Source organism: Rhizobium sp. SG570, assembly GCF_012275345.1.
Taxonomy (GTDB): Bacteria; Pseudomonadota; Alphaproteobacteria; order Rhizobiales; family Rhizobiaceae; genus Rhizobium; species Rhizobium lusitanum.
On sequence record NZ_JAAZQI010000018.1, the window covers coordinates 110,143 to 131,704 of the forward strand.

17 protein-coding genes are annotated in these 21,562 nt (G+C 57.0%); 14 read left to right on the forward strand and 3 right to left on the reverse strand.

Going from position 1 to position 21,562, the window contains the following annotated elements:
* Nucleotides 1–4: 4 nt before the first annotated feature.
* Complete coding sequence (locus FHT28_RS36425; protein ID WP_113119422.1) at nt 5–3,265, reverse strand: Wzz/FepE/Etk N-terminal domain-containing protein; 3,261 nt, start codon at nt 3,263–3,265, stop codon at nt 5–7.
* 36 nt (nt 3,266–3,301) lie between these two features.
* Nucleotides 3,302–4,582: a polysaccharide biosynthesis/export family protein gene (locus FHT28_RS28625; RefSeq protein ID WP_348645032.1), complete on the reverse strand. Its 1,281-nt coding sequence runs from the start codon at nt 4,580–4,582 to the stop codon at nt 3,302–3,304.
* Nucleotides 4,583–4,954: 372 nt separating this feature from the next.
* Here FHT28_RS28625 and FHT28_RS28630 point away from each other — a divergent pair, with 372 nt between their 5' ends.
* The 14 genes from FHT28_RS28630 (at nt 4,955) to FHT28_RS28695 (ending at nt 19,740) form a co-directional block, all read left to right on the forward strand.
* Entirely contained in the window at nt 4,955–6,151 is a 1,197-nt protein-coding gene (locus FHT28_RS28630) for a glycosyltransferase (protein ID WP_081999545.1), read from the forward strand.
* 432 nt (nt 6,152–6,583) lie between these two features.
* Nucleotides 6,584–7,624 carry a hypothetical protein gene (locus tag FHT28_RS28635; protein WP_168598049.1) on the forward strand — a complete coding sequence of 347 codons (1,041 nt, stop codon included), beginning with the start codon at nt 6,584–6,586 and terminating at the stop codon, nt 7,622–7,624.
* 190 nt (nt 7,625–7,814) lie between these two features.
* Complete coding sequence (locus FHT28_RS28640; protein WP_113109004.1) at nt 7,815–8,945, forward strand: hypothetical protein; 1,131 nt, start codon at nt 7,815–7,817, stop codon at nt 8,943–8,945.
* Nucleotides 8,946–9,136: 191 nt separating this feature from the next.
* A complete protein-coding gene (locus FHT28_RS28645) occupies nt 9,137–9,496 on the forward strand; it encodes a hypothetical protein (protein WP_047639060.1) in 360 nt (119 codons plus the stop codon).
* A gap of 61 nt (nt 9,497–9,557) precedes the next feature.
* Nucleotides 9,558–9,875, forward strand: a complete 318-nt coding sequence (gene csgH / locus FHT28_RS28650; RefSeq protein ID WP_281408474.1) for a curli-like amyloid fiber formation chaperone CsgH — start codon at nt 9,558–9,560, stop codon at nt 9,873–9,875.
* Between the two features lie 709 nt (nt 9,876–10,584).
* Nucleotides 10,585–10,935 (forward strand): hypothetical protein, encoded by a 351-nt coding sequence (locus FHT28_RS28655; RefSeq protein ID WP_168598051.1) that lies wholly within the window; start codon nt 10,585–10,587, stop codon nt 10,933–10,935.
* Nucleotides 10,936–11,453: 518 nt separating this feature from the next.
* Entirely contained in the window at nt 11,454–13,157 is a 1,704-nt protein-coding gene (locus FHT28_RS28660; protein WP_168598052.1) for an EAL domain-containing protein, read from the forward strand.
* Between the two features lie 35 nt (nt 13,158–13,192).
* Nucleotides 13,193–13,708, forward strand: a complete 516-nt coding sequence (locus FHT28_RS28665; RefSeq protein WP_168598053.1) for a ubiquinone biosynthesis methyltransferase UbiE — start codon at nt 13,193–13,195, stop codon at nt 13,706–13,708.
* Entirely contained in the window at nt 13,705–14,880 is a 1,176-nt protein-coding gene (locus FHT28_RS28670) for a class I SAM-dependent methyltransferase (RefSeq protein ID WP_047561708.1), read from the forward strand. Before FHT28_RS28665 ends, FHT28_RS28670 begins: the two co-directional genes overlap by 4 nt.
* Nucleotides 14,877–17,237 carry a SpoIIE family protein phosphatase gene (locus FHT28_RS28675; protein ID WP_081999544.1) on the forward strand — a complete coding sequence of 787 codons (2,361 nt, stop codon included), beginning with the start codon at nt 14,877–14,879 and terminating at the stop codon, nt 17,235–17,237. Before FHT28_RS28670 ends, FHT28_RS28675 begins: the two co-directional genes overlap by 4 nt.
* Nucleotides 17,238–17,241: 4 nt before the next feature.
* Nucleotides 17,242–17,796, forward strand: a complete 555-nt coding sequence (locus tag FHT28_RS36430) for an ATP-binding protein (protein WP_037191840.1) — start codon at nt 17,242–17,244, stop codon at nt 17,794–17,796.
* Nucleotides 17,797–17,816: 20 nt separating this feature from the next.
* Complete coding sequence (locus FHT28_RS28685; RefSeq protein ID WP_034512334.1) at nt 17,817–18,155, forward strand: hypothetical protein; 339 nt, start codon at nt 17,817–17,819, stop codon at nt 18,153–18,155.
* A 200-nt stretch (nt 18,156–18,355) separates the two neighbouring features.
* Nucleotides 18,356–18,832, forward strand: coding sequence for a transposase (locus tag FHT28_RS28690; protein WP_168598060.1), 477 nt, complete (start codon nt 18,356–18,358; stop codon nt 18,830–18,832).
* Nucleotides 18,833–19,194: 362 nt separating this feature from the next.
* On the forward strand, nt 19,195–19,740 hold the full coding sequence (locus FHT28_RS28695) for a hypothetical protein (protein WP_348645033.1): 546 nt from the start codon (nt 19,195–19,197) through the stop codon (nt 19,738–19,740).
* 1,065 nt (nt 19,741–20,805) lie between these two features.
* On the opposite strand, the gene FHT28_RS28710 is transcribed toward FHT28_RS28695, so the two are convergent.
* The gene (locus tag FHT28_RS28710) at nt 20,806–21,063 is read right to left on the reverse strand and encodes a DUF2934 domain-containing protein (RefSeq protein WP_168598056.1); all 258 of its coding nucleotides are present in this window, start codon (nt 21,061–21,063) and stop codon (nt 20,806–20,808) included.
* Nucleotides 21,064–21,562 lie beyond the last annotated feature (499 nt).

Genomic DNA, 21,562 nt, shown 5'->3' on the forward strand with positions numbered 1-21,562 from the left:
GGGGCTATTCCAGCATTTCGATGTTTTGTGGCGCCAGCCTGCCCTTCAGCAGGTCGTGGAAAGCCATGATGTTACCCTTGAGCCGTCCCTTACGGTCGACCCAGGGCTCCGGCCGCCAGGTTTTGAAGAGATTGGCGACCAGGTTGCGGCCGATCTGCGCCGTCGCGTGCGGCACGCTCATGGTACGCTTGCGCATCAGATAGAGGGGGTTGGCAATCTGAGAATAGCCAAGACGGACACCGGCCGACCGGCCGCTCTTGGTGCCGAGATGAACACCTTCGAGCTGCTTGGCACTGACCACCTGACCATAATGGGCGGCAAGCCGGCTGAAGTCGACGTCCTCGAGCCAGCCATAGGATGGCAGGTTCTCGTCAAAGCGCAGGCCGGTAGCGTTGATGATGGCCATCCGGATTGCCATGTTGCAACCATAGGCGTTGTAGACCGGCTGAACCTGCATCGTAGGCTCCGAGCGCCGTCGGCGCTTGGCTTCGACCAGCCGCAAGCCGTCCCGAACGGAAATGCCGGGGCCGGTGATACCGTCGGCCAATACTGTGCCCGTGCACATGACGACATCGGGCTGGAACTGAAACAGCCGCTCGGCTTCTTCGATATAGGTCGGCGTCATCAGGAAGTCGTCGTCGAGGAACAGGACGATATCCGCATCCCGAATATTGTCGAGGATGCGATTGCGTTGGCGGCAAAGGCCACGTTCGGAGATGAGCACCCGCACGGGGAAGTCGAGATTGCGAAGGCAGCTCGGATCGATATCCTCCGGCGACGAAAGGCAGACGACGACCTCATCCGGCTTGCGGCTCTGGTTGGCGATATGAGGAAGGATGGACGACAGGATGTCCCGCCGGCCGGTGCTGGCGATGCCGACGACGACCTTGAGAGGGCGACCCGCCGTATAACCCACGAGGCGTCTGGTGGAAAAGCGCGTCTCGCGGCCCCGTGACTTGCGCCACCAACGGCGACGTTCGCCATGTTGCCGCTTCTCGTAGCTGCGGTTGGCGATGATGCCGAGGATGTTGATCGACGTGGTGCCGAAGCTTGCGAGCGCATCAGACAGCCGCTCGACCGTCATCTTGTTGGTCTGCCCGACGACAACGACGATACCTTCGAGATAGGCGCAGATGACCCGCGTATCGGCGGAGTCCTCGAAGGCGGACATGTCGACGATGACGACCTTGTATCGCCGCCGCAACAGGTCGATCTCAGCCTTCAAGGCAGGCAGGTGCCCGTACCGCTGGAAGGAGGCGACCGACTTCTCCGTCTCGTCGACGGTGACGACAGGAACACCGCCGTGGGCCTGCGCGGAGGACCTCTCGGCCTCGGGCTCATGATCGGTCTTCGCGACCAGCATGCCGCTTTCATGCGCTACGGCATAGCGGCGCGGCACATCATTTACGCTCAGCACCTCCATCCCGAAATCCATGCCGGATTCCATCGCCACGCAACTCAGCCGCGCGTTGAGAAAATCGGCATCGATCAGCACCACGGAGGCGCCTTCGTGCTGATAGAGTTGCGCAAGATTGGTCGCGACCGTCGTCTTGCCTTCGCCGGTGCCGACCGAGGTGATGCCGATCACCATGGGCGCATTGGGCGGGAAGGAGGAATCGATCGAGTGCTTGACGCCACGCAACGCTTCGGAGAATTGCGAATAGGGCGTGTCGAGCACGGACCTCAGCGGCAACATGGTTCGCCGCCATGAAGAGCCTCCTGCCACTATATTGCCGGGCACGAAAGATGGGCTGGTATAGACGGGGACATGACCAAGCAAACTGAGCCCCAGCTCCCGCCGGAGCTTCTCGCTTGAACTGACGCGTCGATCCAGGCCATCCCGCAGGAGTGCCGCCATCAGGCCGGCCGTAAGGCCCAGCATGGCGGAGAAGGGGATTACAAAGGACGATTTCGGCCAGGCCTTGGTCAGCGGTGCGGCGGCGGCCGTCACAACTCGGACGTTGCCGAGCGGGAAGGATTCCTTCTGCATGGCGCCGATCAATTGCTGGAGAATGCTTTCATACATGCGGCGATATGTCGTTGCCCGGCTTTCCATTTCGGACAATTCCACGCGTGCGAGGTTCTTGTCCGTCCCGGTTTCCTTTAGCGAGGTCAATTCATCACCCAGAAGCCCTTCCCGGGTCTTGGCGACCTCAAGATTCGCGCTATAGACGGCTTGGATACGGGCAAATTCCTTGCGCATTTCGTTCTTCTGCCGGTCAATTTCCTGCTGCGCGGCGATAACGGCGGGATTGTCGGCGTCATATCGGCTGATAAGGTTGTTGAGCTTGGTGGTCGCCACACCGAGATCTTCCTGCAGCTTCTGGATGCGGGGATTGTTGATTGTCTCGTCGACGTCGCCCTCGACCTTGCCGCCCGCCAGCAGCTGGTTGAGCGTGGCAAGCTTGGCGGACTCAGCCGCCGTCTGCGCCTTCGCCGCGACTGCCTGGCTGCTGATCTCGGACAATTGTTGCTGATCGAGTGATGAAGAGTTGCTGATCTCCATAATGCCGTTCTTGGCGCGAAACTCTTCCACACTCATGGCCGCTTCGCGTGCCTGCCGACCGACCTCGATGAGCCGTGTTTCAAGCCATTTGGCACCACTTTGCGCCGCGGAGGCGCGTTCCGACAACCCCGTCTTGATATAGGCCTCGGCGATCGCGTTCGCCGCCAGCGCAGCCTTTTCCGGATCGATGGAACTATAGCCAATCTCAAGAATGTAGGATTGGCCGACCCGGGTGACGGAGACCCTTGAGAGAAAGGAGGCCATGGTGCGGCGCATCAAGTCATCGTCGCTCGGCACGGCCTTGACGCTGGCATCGCCGTGCTTGAAAAAGCTGATGAAGGCGCGCAGCTTGTCGTGGAAGGCCGCTTGCCACGACACGCCTCCGACGATCTCCGGATCCTCGCTGAGATTGAGTTTCTCGACCACGGCGCGCGCGGTCGCTTCGGACTTGACGATCTCGACTTGGCTGGCAATTTCGGCTGCCTCGATGATGACAGTGCCCGTGAACGCATCCTGGGACACGATACGCCCCTGGTCCGGGTCCATGACGACGCGCGTTGTTGCCAGATAGACCGGCTGTGTCGTGGCCATATAGAAGCCACCGATGCCGAGTCCCGCCGAGGTGAAAATGGCGAAGATCAACCAATGACGCTGCAGAAAGCGCCAGATATCGCGAAACGAGATGTATTCGCTGCCCCCCGAGCGCTTGGTATCCGATGGCGTACCGCGCAAGCCCTTACCGATCTCGTGAACTGCCATAATTGTTCCCCAACCTTAGTTTGATTGTCTTGATTGTCATTGGGATTGCGTAGGATCGACCGAGGACAGCACCGTACCGTCCAGGTTTCCGGAAATGTTGTAGCGAACGTCCAGAACGTCTTCGGGCTGCAATTCCGTCGTTTCCGACACTTGGGTAGCGGCGGCGTCGCCGCCGCCTCGCGTAATCCAATATTCGCGCGGCTGAAGATCGAGCGACTGGATGCTCTGGCTGCGGGAGAGCGATGCGCCGGCGATCTGGAGCAACTGCAGCGTCGTATTGCGCTTGAGTTTCGTGTCCTCGATATCTGTCTCGGTCGTCTGCAGTTGCTGCCCGGCTTCGGTCTTGCGCTGACCTTTGAGGTTCAGGGCGTCGCGTTCGGTTTCGCTCAGCTTCTGCTTGGCCTGCATCGACGCGACGACGAGGTCCAGCTTGCCGGCCTGCATCTCGGCAACGATCCGCTCCAGCGAGGTCTTGCGTGACGTCGTCAGGATCTTGGTGTCGACCAGCTTCGTAATATCGCTCAACTCGTCCTGGGCGATCTTCACCTGCTCGTCCTGCGAACTCATCTTCTCATCGAGAATGTTGATTTCGTTGTGCAGCAGCGTCTCGAGGTCCCCCGCGGATACGAGCTGCTGACGCAGGGCGTCGGCACGGGCATTGAACAGATCGATCTCGCTTATCATGATCTGCTTGATGACCGACCCGTCCGGTGCGGCCTTGATCTCCGGCGGGAATGTGATGGTCGGCTGATCGTTGAGTTCGGCCATCAGACGAGCGCGCCGGGCACTGAGCTGCTTCAATTGCAGCTCCATGCGATTGATCTCGCCGGCATAGCTGATCTGCTGCGCTTCGGAATAGTCGCCCGTCTGACTGGAATGGCGCTGGCTACCACCGGCCATGGCGATGGCCTGTTTGACTGTCAGGCCCGGACGGAACTCCAGTTCGCTTGGTTTTTCGACAGCACCGGAGACGTAGATCATCGGATATTTGACCACCTCGACCGAGGCGGTGGGCGCGACGGCAAGACCGGTGATCTGCTTCAGCTTGTCGCCGATGTCGGCGCTGACGATGCTGGTCGTCTTGTCGTTGACCTGCATTTCCCCGATCATCGGGATAGAGATCATACCGGATTGCGAAACGACATATTCGCCGTTCAGCGCCGTCCATTCCTTGTATTCGCCTGTCGCGGCGATCCATTCGACAATCGCCACCTTGATCCGCGTCTGCGGTCTGATGTGGTAGGCCGTGTCGGCCGCAGCGCTGGCTGTGTCGAGCAAACCTGCCCCGGAAAGCGCCAATGCCAACACCCATGGCACCAGGGCTCCAGAGGGCTTGCGGCCGAATCGGGGAGAGAAAACGGAAGTTGGAAGCATGGGCGAGATCTCGTTGTTATGTCGCTTGCGTCGCCACAAACCGGGACAAGCGCTATGCAACGAGATCATCAGCTGAACGCATAACGTGTAAATACCCCGCGGCAGCGCTTGGGCTAATCACTTCTGGCAGGACAAACAGGCGCCTCGAACATCCCTAGGCCGGCTTGCACATCCTTGCGTGCAGGCTTTCATCGTCAGTTAACTCTTTCGGCTGCCCACTTCGGCCATTTGGATGCGATGGCGGACCGATATGGGTTCTGTCGCAAAGGTTGCCGCCCGCACAATGTTGTTGCGACCCAAGGAGGGAAAAGAACAATGCGGGTAGCAATCGTTCATTATTGGCTTGTGTCGATGCGCGGCGGCGAAAAGGTGGTCGAAGCCCTCTGCGACATGTACCCGGATGCCGACATCTTCACCCTTGTCTACGATGAAAGTCGCGTCTCGGAGAAAATCCGCAAGCATAAGGTCACCACATCCTTCCTGCAGCGTATCCCGGGCGCCATCAAAGCATACCAATCGCTCCTACCGCTGATGCCTTTTGCGCTGGAGAGCTTCGATCTCACCGACTACGATCTGATTATTTCGAGCGAATCGGGTCCGGCCAAGGGCATTATCCCCCCGCCGCACGCAACACATGTCTGCTATTGCCATTCACCGATGCGCTACCTTTGGGATCACTATCACTTCTATCGGTCCCATGCCGGTCTGGCGTCGCGGCTGATGTTGCCCGTGCTGGCGCCGTTACTACGGTCCTGGGATGTCAGCACAAGTTTGCGCGTGGATCGCTTCGTCGCCAATTCGCACCATGTCAGCGACCGCATCAGCAAGTATTATCGCCGCCCGGCAACCGTCCTTCATCCGCCCGTCAGCGTAGACGATTTTACGCCGTCAGCTGTCATCGACGACTTCTATCTCTGCGCCGGCCAATTGATCCCCTATAAACGTATCGACCTGGCGGTAGAGGCCTTCACCCGGATGAACCGCAAGCTGGTGGTGATCGGCGAAGGCAAGGAGATGGAGCGCCTGAAGCGAGCCGCAGGCCCCACCATCACCTTCCTCGGGCGCGCGCCGTTTGCGGTGTTGAAGGAAAAGCTTTCCCGCTGCCGTGCGTTGATCTTTCCGGGCGAGGAGGATTTCGGCATTGTTCCAGTCGAAGCCATGGCGAGCGGCAGGCCCGTCATCGCCTATGGCAGCGGCGGCGCACTGGAAACGGTCGTTCCGGGCCTCAGCGGCATGCTGTTTGGCGAGCAATCCGTCGAAGGCCTGATCAAGGCCGTGCGTGATTTCGAGGAGAATGAGCATCTCTTCCATCCCGAGGCGCTACGGGCGCATGCAGGCCAATTCAGTCTTCGCAATTTCATGGTGGGTATGCAGGCCATCATCGATGAGGAACTGATGATGCGAAAGACGGTCCAGCACCGCAGAGATTACAACATCGCCGCCATGCAACGCGCGTTCGAAGCGCAGTTGCCGGCGCTCGTCACCGAGCCACGTAGTGCAACGCTTCAATAGATCCGGTAGCCTCCCGATTGCGAGCGGTCATGCTGCTCTCATGTGTAAGCCGCAAGCTTGAAACCGCCGTCGGCAAGAAGAACAAGCGGGGAGCGAGTTCAGCGGATGGATCCGCATGGTCATTATACCTTTGGCGTAGGCGGTTGTTGTTCCCCATCCAAAAGGCGTACAAAGAAATAGCATGTTCACCGATATTTTATGATAGCTTGCGATAAGAGAATCTCGTTTTTCATACTGTGGGGGGATCAAACGCGTATTCTCACTTTGGGATCGAAGGCTTGTCTGGGCTCTTTGCTGGCCATTTTTGCTGTTTGCGCAAAACAGGCTTCGGCCCAGGACCAAGCCGTTTTCGCCGGCCAGGTCGACTTTTCCTGGCAACAATTCTCAATTCCGTCCGTAGGTTCCGGCACGCTTCCAATGGGAGAGAAGAGCGTGACGGCTTCCGGGCCGACAACGGGATTTTCGGCAGGCGTTCGTCTATCGCCTGACCCCGATGCCTTTTCCCTGATGTGGACCGGAAGCTATTTTGATCTTTCTGGGCATTCCAGTTCGACGAACGCTATTTCGAGCAACCCGTTCATTATCACGGTTGGCTCGCCGGGTTCCGGCGAAATCGATCTCTCCACAATTACGGACAGCTCCGGCGCATCAGCGCTTGCGAATGTCAATTTCACCGATAGCACCGGTGCGACGACCGCAATTTCCAGTTCCGCCTCCTCTCCGGCGGGTCCGAATTCCGTAACGCAATATGCGGTGAGCCCGACTGCCGCCGGCGCTGCGTTTGCGGCGCTGGTCACTGACGGCAGGGGACCGAGCGCTGCGTCTTACGGCGCCTTTGCGGATGGCCAGGGTTTGATTTTCGCGGGTGTCGGAGATTTTGGCGCGAGCACCGTCCGCACATGGTCTTTCGTCCATGCGACGGGCTATACCCAGACCGTCTGGCTTGCAAAGCCACTCGCGCCGGACAGGGATTTCACGCTCAAAGCTGGATTGACTTATCGCCGTAGCCGCGAAAGCTATGGAAACGGTATGGCCTTCGACCTGGCCAGCAGCGTTTCGGGTGCGAGCATACCGACCGTAAGCCTGTCGGAGGCCGGCAAGTTTAACGTCGAGGCAGGCGGCCCCGTCGTTGGTTTCGACGCGCGTTTCCATCCGCCCGCTCCTTTCATGATCGGTGTCAGCGGTACGGCGGGAATGGCGTTCTTCGGAGCGCGATCGAGACTGACCCACACGGTCGTCCTGCCTCAGGTGGCTGCAATCGAAGATACGGCAAGCGTGCGGCGCGACAGCGGTGTGATGGGGCTCACCGGCATGGAAGTCAGCCTCATCTTCCCCTTGGAGGAGCGCGTTGAACTCCGCGTGTCCGGCAGCGTTCAGTCAACATTCGGCGCACCACGGCCGACAGCGGGCGATATCAAACGGTACAATACCAGCCAATATGGAGTAGGAGTGTCCTTGGCGGCGCGGTTCTGAAATAGAAGCGAGCGCTTTCGGACGCGCCGGCAATTTTGTCAGCAAAGACACACAGGAGACGAAGCAGATAGAGATAGCTGGTCTCGAATATCGCCCGATTTGCCGCCGGACGCATGCAGCAGCCCATATGATGACCGCGCTGCTGCCGTGTCCTTTTGACAAATCGCCAGAATAATTCGGGGAGAGAAACATGGCCGAAGAATTCAAACGAAGGATGCATCTCTACATCATTCAAACGATCTATGAGGCCGTTTGCAACCCCGAGGGATGGAGCGATGTCGTTGGCGAAATCAGGAAGATCACAGGCGCAACCAGCGCCTTTTTCATGGGAATAGGCCCCGGCGCGGAACAGAATGCCAGTGTCGTCAGCAAGCACGTGGACAGGAATCTGCTCATCAGAGCCGATTTCGTCGACATCGTCCATACCGTAACAGCAAGTCTCGGCCAGGGTGGAACCGTCGCCCTTGATATCAAGCGGAATGGCTCCACCTGGCAGGCATATCTTGCCGACATGTTTGATTGCGAGGGGCAGCTAGTCATTGCCATTATTACCAAAGAAGGGCAACGGCGTTTCATTCTCGGCCTGATCTTCAGCTACGAAGATCAGGCCGATGTCAGGCTTGCCAATGAATTGCTCATGGCACTGACCCCACATCTTCAAATCGCAATGGGCATTCATCGACAAATGCTGAAGGATCGGGAGAAGGCTGAACGGCTCGACCACTTCTTTTCCCAGTCCGCGACGCCCCGCGTCATTGTCAGCGATGATTTCAGGATTATCGAAAGCAACAGGGCCTTCGAGCGTCTGATCGAGAAGAACGGTTCGTTCCTGAAAAGATCGGAAGGCTTTCTCACGGTGGCTTCATCGGCTCTGCGTCAGGAGATCGACAGGCTTCTGGCGCGATCGCAGCAGCATGCTGAAACGGGCCATGCCAATATCGCCTGGGTAAAGGAGGCGGAAGGTGGTTTTGGTTGGTTGTTGAAAGTTGAGCCTCTTGGATCCAAGTCGCTCAATGTGACGCCATTTGCGAATCTCGGTTTCGGCAACGACGCCAAGTCCATGCTGAGTTTCTGCAAGATGGGAGACCGCAACGGATTGACACCCGCCGTCGTCGGCAGCGTGCTTGGTTTGACCACGGCCGAGGCCAGCCTTGCCTGCGAACTTGCGCAGGGAAATGCCCCAGCAGAGATCGCTCATGCTCGCGGCGTCGCCAAGAACACGGTCCATAATCAGCTGACTTCGATCATGGCGCGGCATGGATTTCATCGACAGGGGCAACTGCTCTCTTTTCTGTCAACGCTGTCTCTCTTTATCGGATAGTCCGTCTCCACCAGGCGGCAGGCTGTTTTACCTATGCTGCGAAGTGTTGAGGCAGCCCCTCATGAACGTCAGCCCAAGTCATCTCTTAAAACCGCTATCAGCTTAGCCTGATTGAGGCACTGCAGAACGCCGGGGACGTCGATAGCCTGCAATAACCGTCAATGGGGACGGATATTGAAAGGGGAACATCCATGTCCATGAAAACTCTGATTCTTTCCGCCGCTATCGTATTTGCCTCGACTGCGGCCTTTGCCGGCGGCAACGTGTCTGTAACGTCGCAGAGCGGCACAGGCAATATGGCTGCAACCGGACAAGTCGGCCACGGCAATTTTTCTGGCATCGGTCAGGTCGGCAAAGGAAATTACGCCCAATCGCTGCAGAGTGGCAAAAACAATATCTCGGCAACGGCTCAGTTCGGCAAGGCCAATCAGTCCTATACGAACCAGGCTGGCAAGGCCAACCTCTCGGCAACTGTCCAGTTCGGTCATTCCAACTATTCTGAAACGGATCAGTCTGGCAAGGGCAACATGTCCGTGACGGTCCAGCACTAATGCGCTTGGGAGAGCCGGCGCTTCGCCCGGCTCTCCCAAACTGTAAGGAGCTCGAAGTTCGATGGTAAACGCCCTACCGCCCGCAGACACTTGCAAGATCGAGTACCAGGATATCGGTGGCATGACGCATCTTGCCGCCGTGCTGATCCCCGCCAAGGCACGCGAGGGAAGCTACCAGTTTCAGGTCCAGTCGACTTCGGAGGGAGGCGTGTCCTCCAACATGCAAGGGGGAGAGTTTTCTGCCAAGGGAGGACATCGCGAGGATCTGTCCAAGACTATCGTCGGCAGCACACCCAGTAGCTGGGCCGCGGAGCTGCAGGTCTTCGATGCATCCGGAAATCTGATTTGCCGTTTTGCCTTGCCGGAAAAAAATAAGTGAGACGCGATGAGGCACCGAGCCATGGTCCGAAGAAAATCGCGCAGATATTGTAACTTTCAAGACGCTCGCCAAAGCCTCCGGTTCGCTCGGAGGCTTTTTTTGTTGGATGCATGATAATGGATCACACCCAAGCATAAGCTTGAGCTGTACTGGCATTCCGCGCGCCGTCACCATCGATCTCCTCGGCAATGATGGGGATCCGCGCCGTCTGACTTTCCACCTTTCATTCAGGCTATGCGGGGCGGAGGATATGCGGGCGGGTGGCAAGGTCGATGCGACCAGGCTCGACGAGCATTCCCGATGTGGAGCATCACATCAACAAAGACTAGAGCAGGCGGTCGGACGTACCTCCAAATCGATTAGATGCAAAGTGCAATTCCGACCGAATGTCCTGTCTTTGGAGGGGGCGTCGAATATGAACCTGCTGGATATAGTCTAAGTGATTAAGTTGCTTGCGCAATTGGTGTCATGCTCACGGCGCGTCCATCGCTCTCCCCCTTCCTTTTGCTGATTTGACAGGTCCGGCAGTGTCGTCGCTAAATTCGGATCAAGAGGCCCGATTTATTGAGGCAAGCGGGCTCACTCGCCGGCTTGCTTCGTATCTGAATAATGACTTGCAGATCGGCACTTTGTCATCCTGACAATCCGGCATGCGGTACTCAACCAAACAGCGGTCTCAATAATAACATTAAAAAAGGGAGCAATTGCAATGCAGGCACGAGACATCGGAACGCCCCGGATCCTCCCAGCCCGACGTGCCGGCATCGTTGAGCATCCAACTGCCATCGTCATGGCCGGCGACAAGACCGGCAGCTCCGGCATCAATCCCAGCCGAAGAGAAGTCCTCTGGGGTGTATTGGAGATAGGCGATATCGATCTCGGCTTCGATGACGGTTTGAGTTTCGAGATCTCCCCGCGATCACTGAGGGATGCAAATCGGAACCGGCCGGCCTCCACCGTCGGCACAAGTGACACGAATAACTATGCTGACAGATCCTACCGGGCGGTCGATCAATCCGGCCGGCAACTTCTTCCCAACCGGCGTCATTCGAACAGTTAATTCCGATGCCCGTTAATGGCGACCTTGGTCGGAGGAGCCGCCATTGCGCGTTCAGCAGGGACAGGGCTGAGATAGGCAGGCGCAAGCAGCCAGATCATGCTATAGGAAGTGCCTGGAAGCACAGGCAACGCCTTTCGATTCTTTCATGTTAAAATATACTAACGCTTTAAACTTGCACAAAAGCGCGCTGCACATGCTTGCAGAGTGACGCTTGCTTTCGGCGAGGTCGAGAAGGTTGCTTTTGACTATCGATAAGGGTTCCGGCGAGCGTGGCTCCGTTAGCGATTTGTCAACAGCTTTTTCGCCCGTATATGTTGTAGCGCCAATTAGCTATTTTCTAATTAAACATCTGGTAATATGTTAATTTAAAATAGTCGCCAAGCGCCGATAAAGTTATGCCTGCGCCCGTACGATTGATGTGACTGCGATAATGGATGCATAAGCGCCGATGCGAACGGGCTAGTTCAAGTTGGATAGCGGCCACACGCCGGGTGGCTGTTTTGGGAGGACTAGGCCCTATGCCCGAAAGCCGTGTGGATCGGTCGCAGCTCATTCCACAAGAGTCCGAATCTGAGAGCGGTTTCGACGCGTTGATCTCACTCTGGGACCTCGATCTCAAACTGGTCGATTCCTCCAAGAAATTTAAGGAGCATGTTGGTTTTGGATCTCGGACAGGTATAACGTTGCGGCAGGCCTATCCTGCCTTGGCGAAGCCCGCCCTTGCGGCCATCGTCCAGCTGGTGATTGATACCGGCCAACCGCGAACCATCCGGCTCGACGCTTCAATGCCCAAGAAATGCGACCTGTTGTTGTTTTATATCCGGACCGGTCTTTTGGTCATCGAGATCGACGGTGCGGATGCCAAGAAGAAAACGTCGTCTGAAGACGGTGAACGGGCACGGCTCATTCATCAGGCAACACATGATGTTTTAACCGGATTGCCGAATCGCCGCCAATTCAGCGCGGAGTTGGAAAAGCTGCTGCCGGCCAGCGGAGAAGCTGGACCTGCCCTGATGCAGCTCGATCTGGACGACTTCAAGCCCGTCAACGATACGTTGGGGCACGGCGCCGGAGATGTCATCCTTCAACTTGCCGCCGAAAGAATAAAAAAAACCCTCGGTCGAAATGGGACGGTCTACCGCCTCGCCGGCGATGAGTTCGCCATCATACAGGTTGGTTCGCAACAACTCTTCGAGGCTGAAAGATTGGCGGACGCTCTGGTCGCCGAATTCAAGAAGCCGTTTGTCGTCAACGGTATCTCGTTGTTCGTCGGCGTCAGTATCGGGGTTGCCGTCGCGCCACGAGACGGCAATGAGGGAGAGCAGCTGATGAAAGCTGCCGACGTTGCTCTCTATGCGGCCAAGAAGGAAGGCCGGCGTCGGGCGCGAACATTCGATCCGAGCATGCTGGTCGTGGTGGAGCAAAGGGAGTTGCTGCGTCGCAGTCTGCGCGTGGCGCTCCAACACGATGAGTTCTTCATCGAGTACCAGCCGCTGGTCGAGCCTCCATTCACCGTCGTCGGCTTCGAGGCGCTGATACGCTGGCGGCATCCCACCCTGGGGATCATTCCGCCGGCAGCCTTCATTCCCATGGCAGAGGCCGACGGCCTGATGAGTGAAATCGGCCAGTGGATGTTCGAGGAAGCATGTAGGGAGGCCCTTACGTGGCCGGTGAACTACAGCCTGGCCGTCAATCTTTCCCCTGCGGAATTCCTGACGCCGGGTTTCACCGATCGGGTCTCGCAAACACTCGACGTGGTCGGATTTCCCGCCGAGCGCGTGGAACTCGAAATCACTGAAGGCGTTTTATTGGAGCGCACCATCAACAATCTCGATACTCTGAACACGCTCAACGTGCTCGGAATCCAGATTTCACTAGACGACTTTGGGACCGAGTATTCTTCCCTGAGTTACCTCAAGAATTTCCCGTTCGATAACATCAAAATCGACCGGTATTTTATCAGGGACCTTTTGCAGGACAAAAAGAGCCAGACCATTGTTCGCTCCGTGATCACCCTGGCACATGGCTTGGACATGCGCGTAACCGCGGAGGGGGTCGAGACGGCGCAACAGGCCGCCTGGCTCCAGGGCGAAGGCTGTGACCGATTGCAGGGATATTTTCTCAGTCCGCCGCTCGATGTCGACCGGCTTCATGACTTTATAAAGCAAAGGGCGCGCGTGCACCCGGCCGTGACCTTTGATGAGGTCGAGGCCAGACCCTGATTTTTCTGAGGCACATTTCATCTAGGAGGTTTCGCTTGAACACCACGGAAACGCCGGCAGATGCTGCCTTCGAGCCGATGCTCGAGCTGGAAATGAAGATGGCCGCCTTTACGGCGGATTGGCTGAACTGCGATCAATGCTCGACCTATGTCGCCGGTATGGTCAGTCTTGATCGTCACGATCCCATCCGCCACGCCAATGTGCTTTCGTCGGCCCTGAATGAGCTCTTCGAGATGTCGTTCCACGCTCGGGAGCGCGATGGTGCTTTTGTCTGTCGCTTCTACCGACGCGACGAAACGGAGCGGATAGAACTGACCTTTCCCTGTTCGCCTGAGAAACGTCGCTTCTACGATGCGGTCGTGACGGGCTTGAAGAGCGACGAGGCGCTTGCGAATTATCTCGATGTGATCACGAGTGGTGCCGCGCCAGCCGAGCATGCGATCCTTCTCGGTCTGGCCATCAACTACGACGCCGACATCACGCTCTACTATAGGGATACCGGAATGTTGACCTTTGTCGTGGATCTGCCGCTCGAAAGGCTACTCAATTGAGCACCTATTCGTCCCACCGCTTCACGGCGCAATTCGACGTCAACAATCAGGAGTTCTCTCTCTGCGGAGTGCTCAGACCCCATTCGGTCTCGGAACTCGCCGATGATCTGGCCCTACTGCGAAACGGCGTCGAAACGGTGAAGGGCGTCTGCTATATCAATTTGAAGCGTGTCACCCATATGAACAACACGGCGTTCCGCGCCTTGGCGCATGTCCTCATCGACGCGACCCGCTCAAGGCCGGATATCAAGCTTACCGTGGTCGCGTCGAGCGTCGTCGCATGGGCGTCCCGGTTGTTCCGCCATCTAAACGATCTATCGCCCAATATCACCGTCGAGATCTACGACTCCGCGTTCTATCCGGGTCAGACATTCGTCGAGAACCAGAGTTTCATCCCCATCCTCAGGACTCAAACCAAGATGACCTGGCGGCATGAGCGCGAAATATTGCCGCGCCACGGGCTTCGCGAGGGTATGCATATTGCCGATATTTGCTGCGGGATCGGCGATTTTGCGATGCTCTTGAGAAAGGACTTCAAACCGGCCCGGATCGTTGCACTCGACCACTCGATTCCAAGCCTCGCCTACGCCCGCACAGTGGCGGAGAATTTCGACGTCCAGGACATCGAATATACCTATGGTGACGCATCGCAGATGCTGTTCGAGAGTAACCAGTTCGACTTTGTGACCTGCCGGCACTCTTTGCAAATCTTCGACCGCCCGGATGTGCTGCTGCGGGAGCTCTATCGTATCTGCAAACCGGGTGGCAGGGTTTACATCACCAACGAGAAGAACTCCCATTGCCTTGGAGAGCCGAAAGCCGAGAGCATCCAGTGGACATATAACGAGGTTGCCAAGCTATTCGCTCATTTCGACATGGATGTCGAAATGGGACCGAAAGGTCGTCGCATGCTGCTGGATGCCGGTTTCAGGAACGTGCAGATGGAAAGTTTCATGGTGACCAATCTCGACGACGATCCCCAGGACTTCGCTGACATCATCACGGCATGGCGGAATGTCTATGCCGATGAGATGGCGGTCAGGAGAGGCGATTCACCTGAATTCATCGATCGGTTTAAACAGGGGTTCGAGGACCACATCTTTGCCGCGCTTCACCCAAGAGGCTATGCCGGCTGGCCTATCTGGGCCTCATCGGGACAAAAGCCGCTATGACGATGCCACCAACCGCTAAACCGAGACTCGGTCTGCGTTCCTTTCGCGCCAAATTCCTCATCGTTGTCGGAGGTGCCGTCCTTTTCGACCTGCTGGTCAGCGGCGGTCTTGCACTTTGGAATGTGCAGCGCCTCTCCCGCAACGCGACCGCCCAAGTGGGCGAAGGCCTCGAAAAGGCGAGCCAGGATTATATCCGCTCCTATACCAATTCCACGGCCGCCCAGGTCGGTCTGCTTCTCGACCAGGTGCATTCCGATGTGAGCGCGCTGGCAGGGGTGCTCCAGGGTCAGATCGATCATCCCACAAGGAATGGAAATGTCGGCACAGCCTTGGCCAAAGCTGCCCCCGATGCCGTGACGGTGACCTACGATCCCGTTGGCCAGTGGGCGCAAAATCTTCCGGGAGGGCCCTCCGTCATCAGTGTTTGGGGTTATATGCTGGACAAGGACCACCATCCCTTTCCGCAGGTACAGGCCGACATTGAGACGAGCGCCATACTTGATCTTGTCGCTCCATCGCTGCTGCATAACGGCGCGTCGAAGCTGCAAATGTACTATATCGGTCCCAGGGAGCGCCCGATCTTCCGGACTGCGCCTTACACGACGCAGGCGCAGACATTCGACCGGCTCTACCCAGGCCACAACAGTGCTGATTTCTGGACTTTCTTTTTTCCTGGCCTTTATGAATCCTGGCAGCAATGGGCTTTGTCTCCCTCGTCGCGGCCGGTTGCCGATTACATTACCCAGACCGCTCCCTACACGGACGCGATTACCGGAAAACTGATCGTCAGCTTCTTCCATCCGCTTTGGACGGCGGACAGGCATGGAGTGGCAGGTGCCGCCGGCGCCGATATCACCCTTACTCAGCTTGCCGAGATCGTCGAGAATGTGAAGGTTGCTCAAAGCGGCTTCGGCTTCTTGACCATGTCGAATGGAAATGTCGTCGCAATCAATCCGGTCGGAGAGAAGGCCATCGGTTTGCGAGCGGCGAATGACGCCGCCAACAAGGGCGTCACCGGTCTCGACCGCTCGCTGCGGAACAGCACGCAAAAGGCCATTGCGACCATGCCGCTTGATGCCGATGGTGCCATCCAGCACATCTCGCTCACCGAACACGGCGAAGAGGTTCCTTATCTCGTAGTCGTCAAGCAATTGCGTCCCACCAATCTCTGGGTGAGTGGGCCCATACAGCGCGAGGTCATGTCGCTTGGAATCGTCGTGCCAGAGCGCGAGATCTATGCTTCGCTGATTGCGGCCAAGGAGGAGATATCACGCGCGACCAACAGGATTTTGCTTTATCAGATCCTCGCGGTTCTCGTGTCACTGATGATCGTCACCGCTGCGGTCTTTGCGGCGTCGAAGCGCATCACCGGCGGTATCAGCGCGCTGGCGGGTGCCGCCAAGCGCATCCAGGCAAAAGACTACTCCGTCAGGGTCGACATTCCAACCAGGGATGAGGTGGCTGAAGCCGGCGTCGCATTCAACCGGATGGCCGAGGAGATCAGCTTTCACACCGAAAATCTCGAGAAGCTGGTCGTGGAGCGGACGAAGGAGATAGAGGCGGCAAAGGAGGAGATCTCCACGCTCGCCAATCAGTTGAAGAGCGAGAACCTGCGCCTTGGTGCGGAACTCGATGTGGCGCGGCATATTCAGCGCATGGTTTTGCCGCGTGCCAAGGAGCTGACAGCCTTCAAGCATCTGGAAATCGCCGCCTACATGCGCCCGGCCGATGAGGTCGGCGGTGATTATTATGATGTCCTGCAGCACGGAAACAATCTGAAGATCGGTATTGGCGACGTGACCGGCCACGGGCTTGAGAGCGGCGTGCTGATGCTGATGGTTCAATCGATCGCTCGTGCGCTGCAAGAAGCAGGCGAAATGGATCCGGCAAAATTCCTGGCCGACCTCAACCGCACGATTTTCAAGAACATCGAACGAACGGAGACGGACAAGCACATCACCTTATCCTTCCTCGACTATGACGGTAAGAGATTGACGATATCGGGCCAACATGAGGATATGATCATTATCCGCCAGAACGGCGAGGTCGAGCGCATAGATACCGGCGACCTCGGTCTTCCGGTTGGCCTCGAAGCCGATATTACGCAGTTCATCGACACGCGGGAAGTATCGTTTGAGAAAGGTGATATGGTCGTCCTACATACGGATGGCGTCACCGAAGCTGAAAATCCCAGCGGCGAACTGTTCGGCTTCGAGCGGCTTTTGCAGGATGCGCGTCGCTTGCATGGCGGAACCGCGGAAGAGGTAGTCAAGGGGATACTCGACGATCTGATGGCCTACATCGGCACGCAAAAGATTCATGATGACATTACCCTCGTCGTCATGCGGCATAGGTGAGAGCATGACAGTCGTACTATATGGCCAAGAAAATCTCGTTTCTTTCGATACAAGCCAAGCTCTGCGGCTTCGCCTGCTTGACGGACCGCTACGGCTCGCGTGGCGGCATTCAGCTATAACCTCGGACTTTATCGCAGAAACGATAGCGCTCGGCTTTCGGTCTTCCGAACGCCACTACAAGACCATAAGGCACGACATAGGCTATCTTACGAATGAGCTGATCGAAAACGCCATCAAGTTTCGCACTTCCGGTGAGATCGTTATCGAGGCTCTGACGGATGCCCATAACTTTAGAATGCGGATAGCGAACTTCGTCGATGACGATACTACCGCTCGATTTCAACAATTGTTGTCGAGGGTGATAGCCGGCGATCCGAACGAGCTCCTGATAGAACAGATCGAAGCGGCTGCGCTTGAAGGTGGCAACACATCCGGATTGGGACTGTTGACTTTGATGAGCGATTACCAGGTTCATCTAGCCTGGCGTTTCGAGGAAGATCGGCCGCACAGGCGAACTAAGCTGGAAACCTATGCTGCGATGGCAATTGCGCTATCGTGAACCCGCGAGAGGCATGTCGTATGGAAATCAAAGAAGAAGCGTTCCGCGTCTGGTCCGAAGGCAGCACCTTGTATTTTGATGGAACCATGCGCCTGGCGGGTCCAGATGCCTATGCGCCGGTTTATGATCTGGCTAAAAAAGTGCTCGACGAGGGCGGTGGTAAGGCTACTTTCGATCTGACCGGCCTGCACTTCTTGAATTCTTCTGGTATCAACTTGCTTGCCAAACTGACGATCGAGGCGCGCAAGCATCCAGACATTCACCTTACCGTTTGCGGCTCTTCACAGATTCCATGGCAGATGAAGTCACTGCCAAATCTGAAGAAGCTTCATCCAAGCCTGGATTTACGTCTGACATAGTGGCCTCAAGCAATGAGCTAGGCCAAGTGATGTTGACGTCACATATTCTGATGTGCCCGGCACACATTTTATCCGCAAGGGCTGCATGACCACGCAGCATGGATCCCGGATCAATCATCCGTGGAGCACCGGGCTGGCGGTTGAGTTGACTCTGTCGTTCACTCGGCAGACAACAGGCAATGGCTAAGGAGGAAACACTGATGGCTGACGAGACTAACACGGGACCGCTTGCTGCAGTTACGGGGATAGAGGCAGAGGTGAAAACGCCGAAGGTCAAGAAGCAGAGAGCGCCACGGCGCCAGAAGGCGGTTGCCACACCGGTTCAGGCTGAAGCAAAGGCGACTGATGCAACGTCGGCTGTGCCAGCTGCAAAGCCCAGGAGATATAGCGAGCAGGAAAGAGGCGAAAAGCTCAAGCTGATAGGAACGCAGGTCGCCGGGGGTACAAGTACGCTCAGGGACGCGATCAAGAACGCCGGCATATCGGAGCAAACCTACTATCAGTGGAAACGGACAGCGAAGGCCGTTGACCAAGGGGGGGAGAAGCCTGTTTCGGTCGGCAACGGGTTGGCCGATCTCGTTCAACTCGAAGAAGAGAACCAAAGGCTTCGCAAGATTCTGGCGGAAAAGCTGCGCGCAGAAAATGCGGAGCTGCGCAAGAGGCTCGGACTGGACTAATCCAAGATCGGAATGGAGTGGGCGGTCAGTCTCTCCATTGAGTGCCGGACATTGTTTGACGCCGGCATTTTGTAGGCTCGCCTCCAGCGAGCTCCATCAAGGTGGACAATCGAAAAGACAAATGTTTCGCTTGTGGAATCACGTCAGCTACGAGACTGTTGATGCGCTGGGCAAAACGTCACCCTTGCGCTCCAACCAGTTGAAGCGCGCGGTGAGGAGCTATATTTGTCCGCCAGCAAAATACAGCGGCGCCGATCGGCGTCGGTTTTTCACCAGTTGCTTAAGGTTGGGAATATATGAGAACGCCACAACGGAGTTTCGTTGTTGAAGTCAAGTCGGGGCGACGACAGTCAAAGACACGGGTGAGCTCGATTTGGGGAGACACTGACCTCAAGGCTCTGGCCCGCGAAGTCCATGATAAGCCATCGCATCCGTTCAGCTCGAATGACCTATCCCGCACGCCGGATGCGGGTGAAGACAAGCTACCTGATCCGAGCAATGCGGGTTCTGTCGGCGAAGATGCGGACGATCTCGATGTTGCACAAACGTTGATACCGTCGGCCGTGGCTACGGAGTTTGACGCGCCGAAGCAGCAGGCGGATCGCCCGAACGTCGAAGCTGTCGCACAGATGCAGGAGAGCGAGCCGGCACCGCAGCCTCAAGCGGCTTCGGCGCGCGCTGCGAGGAAACGCACCAGGCACGGCTCCACTCATGCGAATGCGCAGGCTTCTACGGGTGCACACGAGAAGCAAAGCGCGCGATCCGCGACTTTCGAGGATCCGATTTCCTTGGACGAAGTGACCGCGCTTGAGGCAGAAAACAAGCGGCTCAAGAGGCTGCTGGCTGAACAGCTTCGAGCCGAGAATTTGCGGCTTAACAAGATGCTTGAGCGGTTTGATGTCACATGAGGAAACCGCGTCCTTCAATGGCCGTGGCGTTTACCCTGCTGATGTATCCTGAGTGTTCCTCAGCTTGATCGTATAGCAGCTGAGGGGCTTGGTTATGATCGGCGTCAATAGCCGCTATCATGGACGACGCCCAAATCTCTCCGCGACGGGATACGCTCACCAGGAGATTGTCGTCGCCTCGCGTTGCCTCGACCAGGTAGCGAATTTCGACGTGATTTACGTTTTTCACGCGATAGCCACGGCCCCCAGGAGACGGATCACATCGTCCGGACCGAAGTTGCCGCGGCGCTCTCCCCACCTGTTACGCGCATCGTGATGGTTCTTTCAGGCATGAAGGAAATTCTGCTCCGTGTCATCCTGGGTGGAATAGTCGTCGACGACTGATCCTGGTGAATGACGACTTGAGCAAGTGCCGGGGTGATAGGGCCAATTATCGTGGCGGCAGCCAGGCCCAGCGCGATGAAGGCAGCCTTCATGGGTATAATGAAGGCTCGTAAGTCATGTCCGCGGCCACGGCAGGCACGGCGGAAGAGAGAGCCAAGGCGGCGATAGCGAATATCCTGAAATGCATTATTGAGATGCCTCATCTTTGTTCTGCAAAAGAGAGGGCACTTGCGAAACGCATCAGCCCGCCTCGTGACGTGTCACTATGTGCCGGGCCCATGTTGCGGAGTGTCTTTTCACATTGCGTTATGTTGCGGAGAGGGATCCGAGGCCACTTCGTGTCCGCCTCATCAATCGCGTAAGGAAGACTCTGCGCTCGCAGTTTGATCCAGATTTTCGATCAGCCGCTTCCCAGATGGTTCCTGTGTAGCCTTCGTAAGCACGATGTAGCTACTCCGACCGTCGAGCCGACGGCGGAGGGATTGAAAATTGCACCATCGAACGGCTCGGCTCCGACACCTATGCCTATGTCGTTCATGGTGGCTATCAACTGACGACCGTCCGGCTGCCGGTCAACGTTCAACTAAGCGTTGGCCAGTCTGTCAGTCTCACCATCAATCGGGAGCAAATCCATCTTTTCGGTAGAGACGCCCATTGCATTTCGGTGAGCCATTAGGCCGGCTATGAAATACGGTCTGCCATGATGCGCTCGTCTCCGTCTTCTGCTTGCAAAGCTTGATCCGGATTGGGAGGAGTTGCCTTCTGTCGAAATCTAAGAAGCAACTCCTCTCCATCTACGGACGCCCGCGAACGCTCCATGATATCGCGCTCGGCAGCAGCTTGCTTCCAATGTTCCTGATCGCATCCAGACGGACGCCCGGCCGCTTCCCAGATGGCGTAGGCACGCTTGCTAATCCATGCAAATCTGTCGTCAGCCATGTTTGCTCTTCCTCTGGCAACGTGGAACCTTGATTGAAGGACAGCCGGTCCAATGGGCTGCGGCTTCATGATGCTATGCTTGATTTTCCATCACATACGCATTGTGCGCGCCGACGACGAAGACATCGTGAACGTCCGTCTCTGTCATGATGTCTTTCGTCGGTCGGTAGCCCTACGAACCCTGACCCGCACCAATTGTTCCCGAGTGTTCCGCCTGGAAGCGCACATGCCGGCTATGCCAGTGCCTGGACGACCAACCAGGCTCTCTTATGTTCATTTGCAAGCTCCTTAATCATGACTCTTTCCTTTCCGGCCTTGCGGACGAAAGCACGCATGTTTGAAGCTGTTGAACAAAGGAGGAGGCAGGGCATCTTGACGACGGCTGGCATACTCTTATGCGCGGATTGGGTACCGCATTTCCGTGTGTTCGTCTGGGGCTGCCTCTGTCTAATCTCGGGCTTGGAATTATCCGCCACATAGAGCCTGCGAGGGTTCCCCA

Coding starts and splice junctions, on each gene's coding strand:
- FHT28_RS36425 (WP_113119422.1), bottom strand. CDS start 3,265: ATGGCAGTTCACGAGATCGGTAAGGGCTTGCGCGGTACGCCATCGGAT.
- FHT28_RS28630 (WP_081999545.1), top strand. CDS start 4,955: ATGCGGGTAGCAATCGTTCATTATTGGCTTGTGTCGATGCGCGGCGGC.
- FHT28_RS28640 (WP_113109004.1), top strand. CDS start 7,815: ATGGCCGAAGAATTCAAACGAAGGATGCATCTCTACATCATTCAAACG.
- FHT28_RS28645 (WP_047639060.1), top strand. CDS start 9,137: ATGTCCATGAAAACTCTGATTCTTTCCGCCGCTATCGTATTTGCCTCG.
- csgH (WP_281408474.1), top strand. CDS start 9,558: ATGGTAAACGCCCTACCGCCCGCAGACACTTGCAAGATCGAGTACCAG.
- FHT28_RS28655 (WP_168598051.1), top strand. CDS start 10,585: ATGCAGGCACGAGACATCGGAACGCCCCGGATCCTCCCAGCCCGACGT.
- FHT28_RS28660 (WP_168598052.1), top strand. CDS start 11,454: ATGCCCGAAAGCCGTGTGGATCGGTCGCAGCTCATTCCACAAGAGTCC.
- FHT28_RS28675 (WP_081999544.1), top strand. CDS start 14,877: ATGACGATGCCACCAACCGCTAAACCGAGACTCGGTCTGCGTTCCTTT.
- FHT28_RS36430 (WP_037191840.1), top strand. CDS start 17,242: ATGACAGTCGTACTATATGGCCAAGAAAATCTCGTTTCTTTCGATACA.
- FHT28_RS28685 (WP_034512334.1), top strand. CDS start 17,817: ATGGAAATCAAAGAAGAAGCGTTCCGCGTCTGGTCCGAAGGCAGCACC.
- FHT28_RS28690 (WP_168598060.1), top strand. CDS start 18,356: ATGGCTGACGAGACTAACACGGGACCGCTTGCTGCAGTTACGGGGATA.
- FHT28_RS28710 (WP_168598056.1), bottom strand. CDS start 21,063: ATGGCTGACGACAGATTTGCATGGATTAGCAAGCGTGCCTACGCCATC.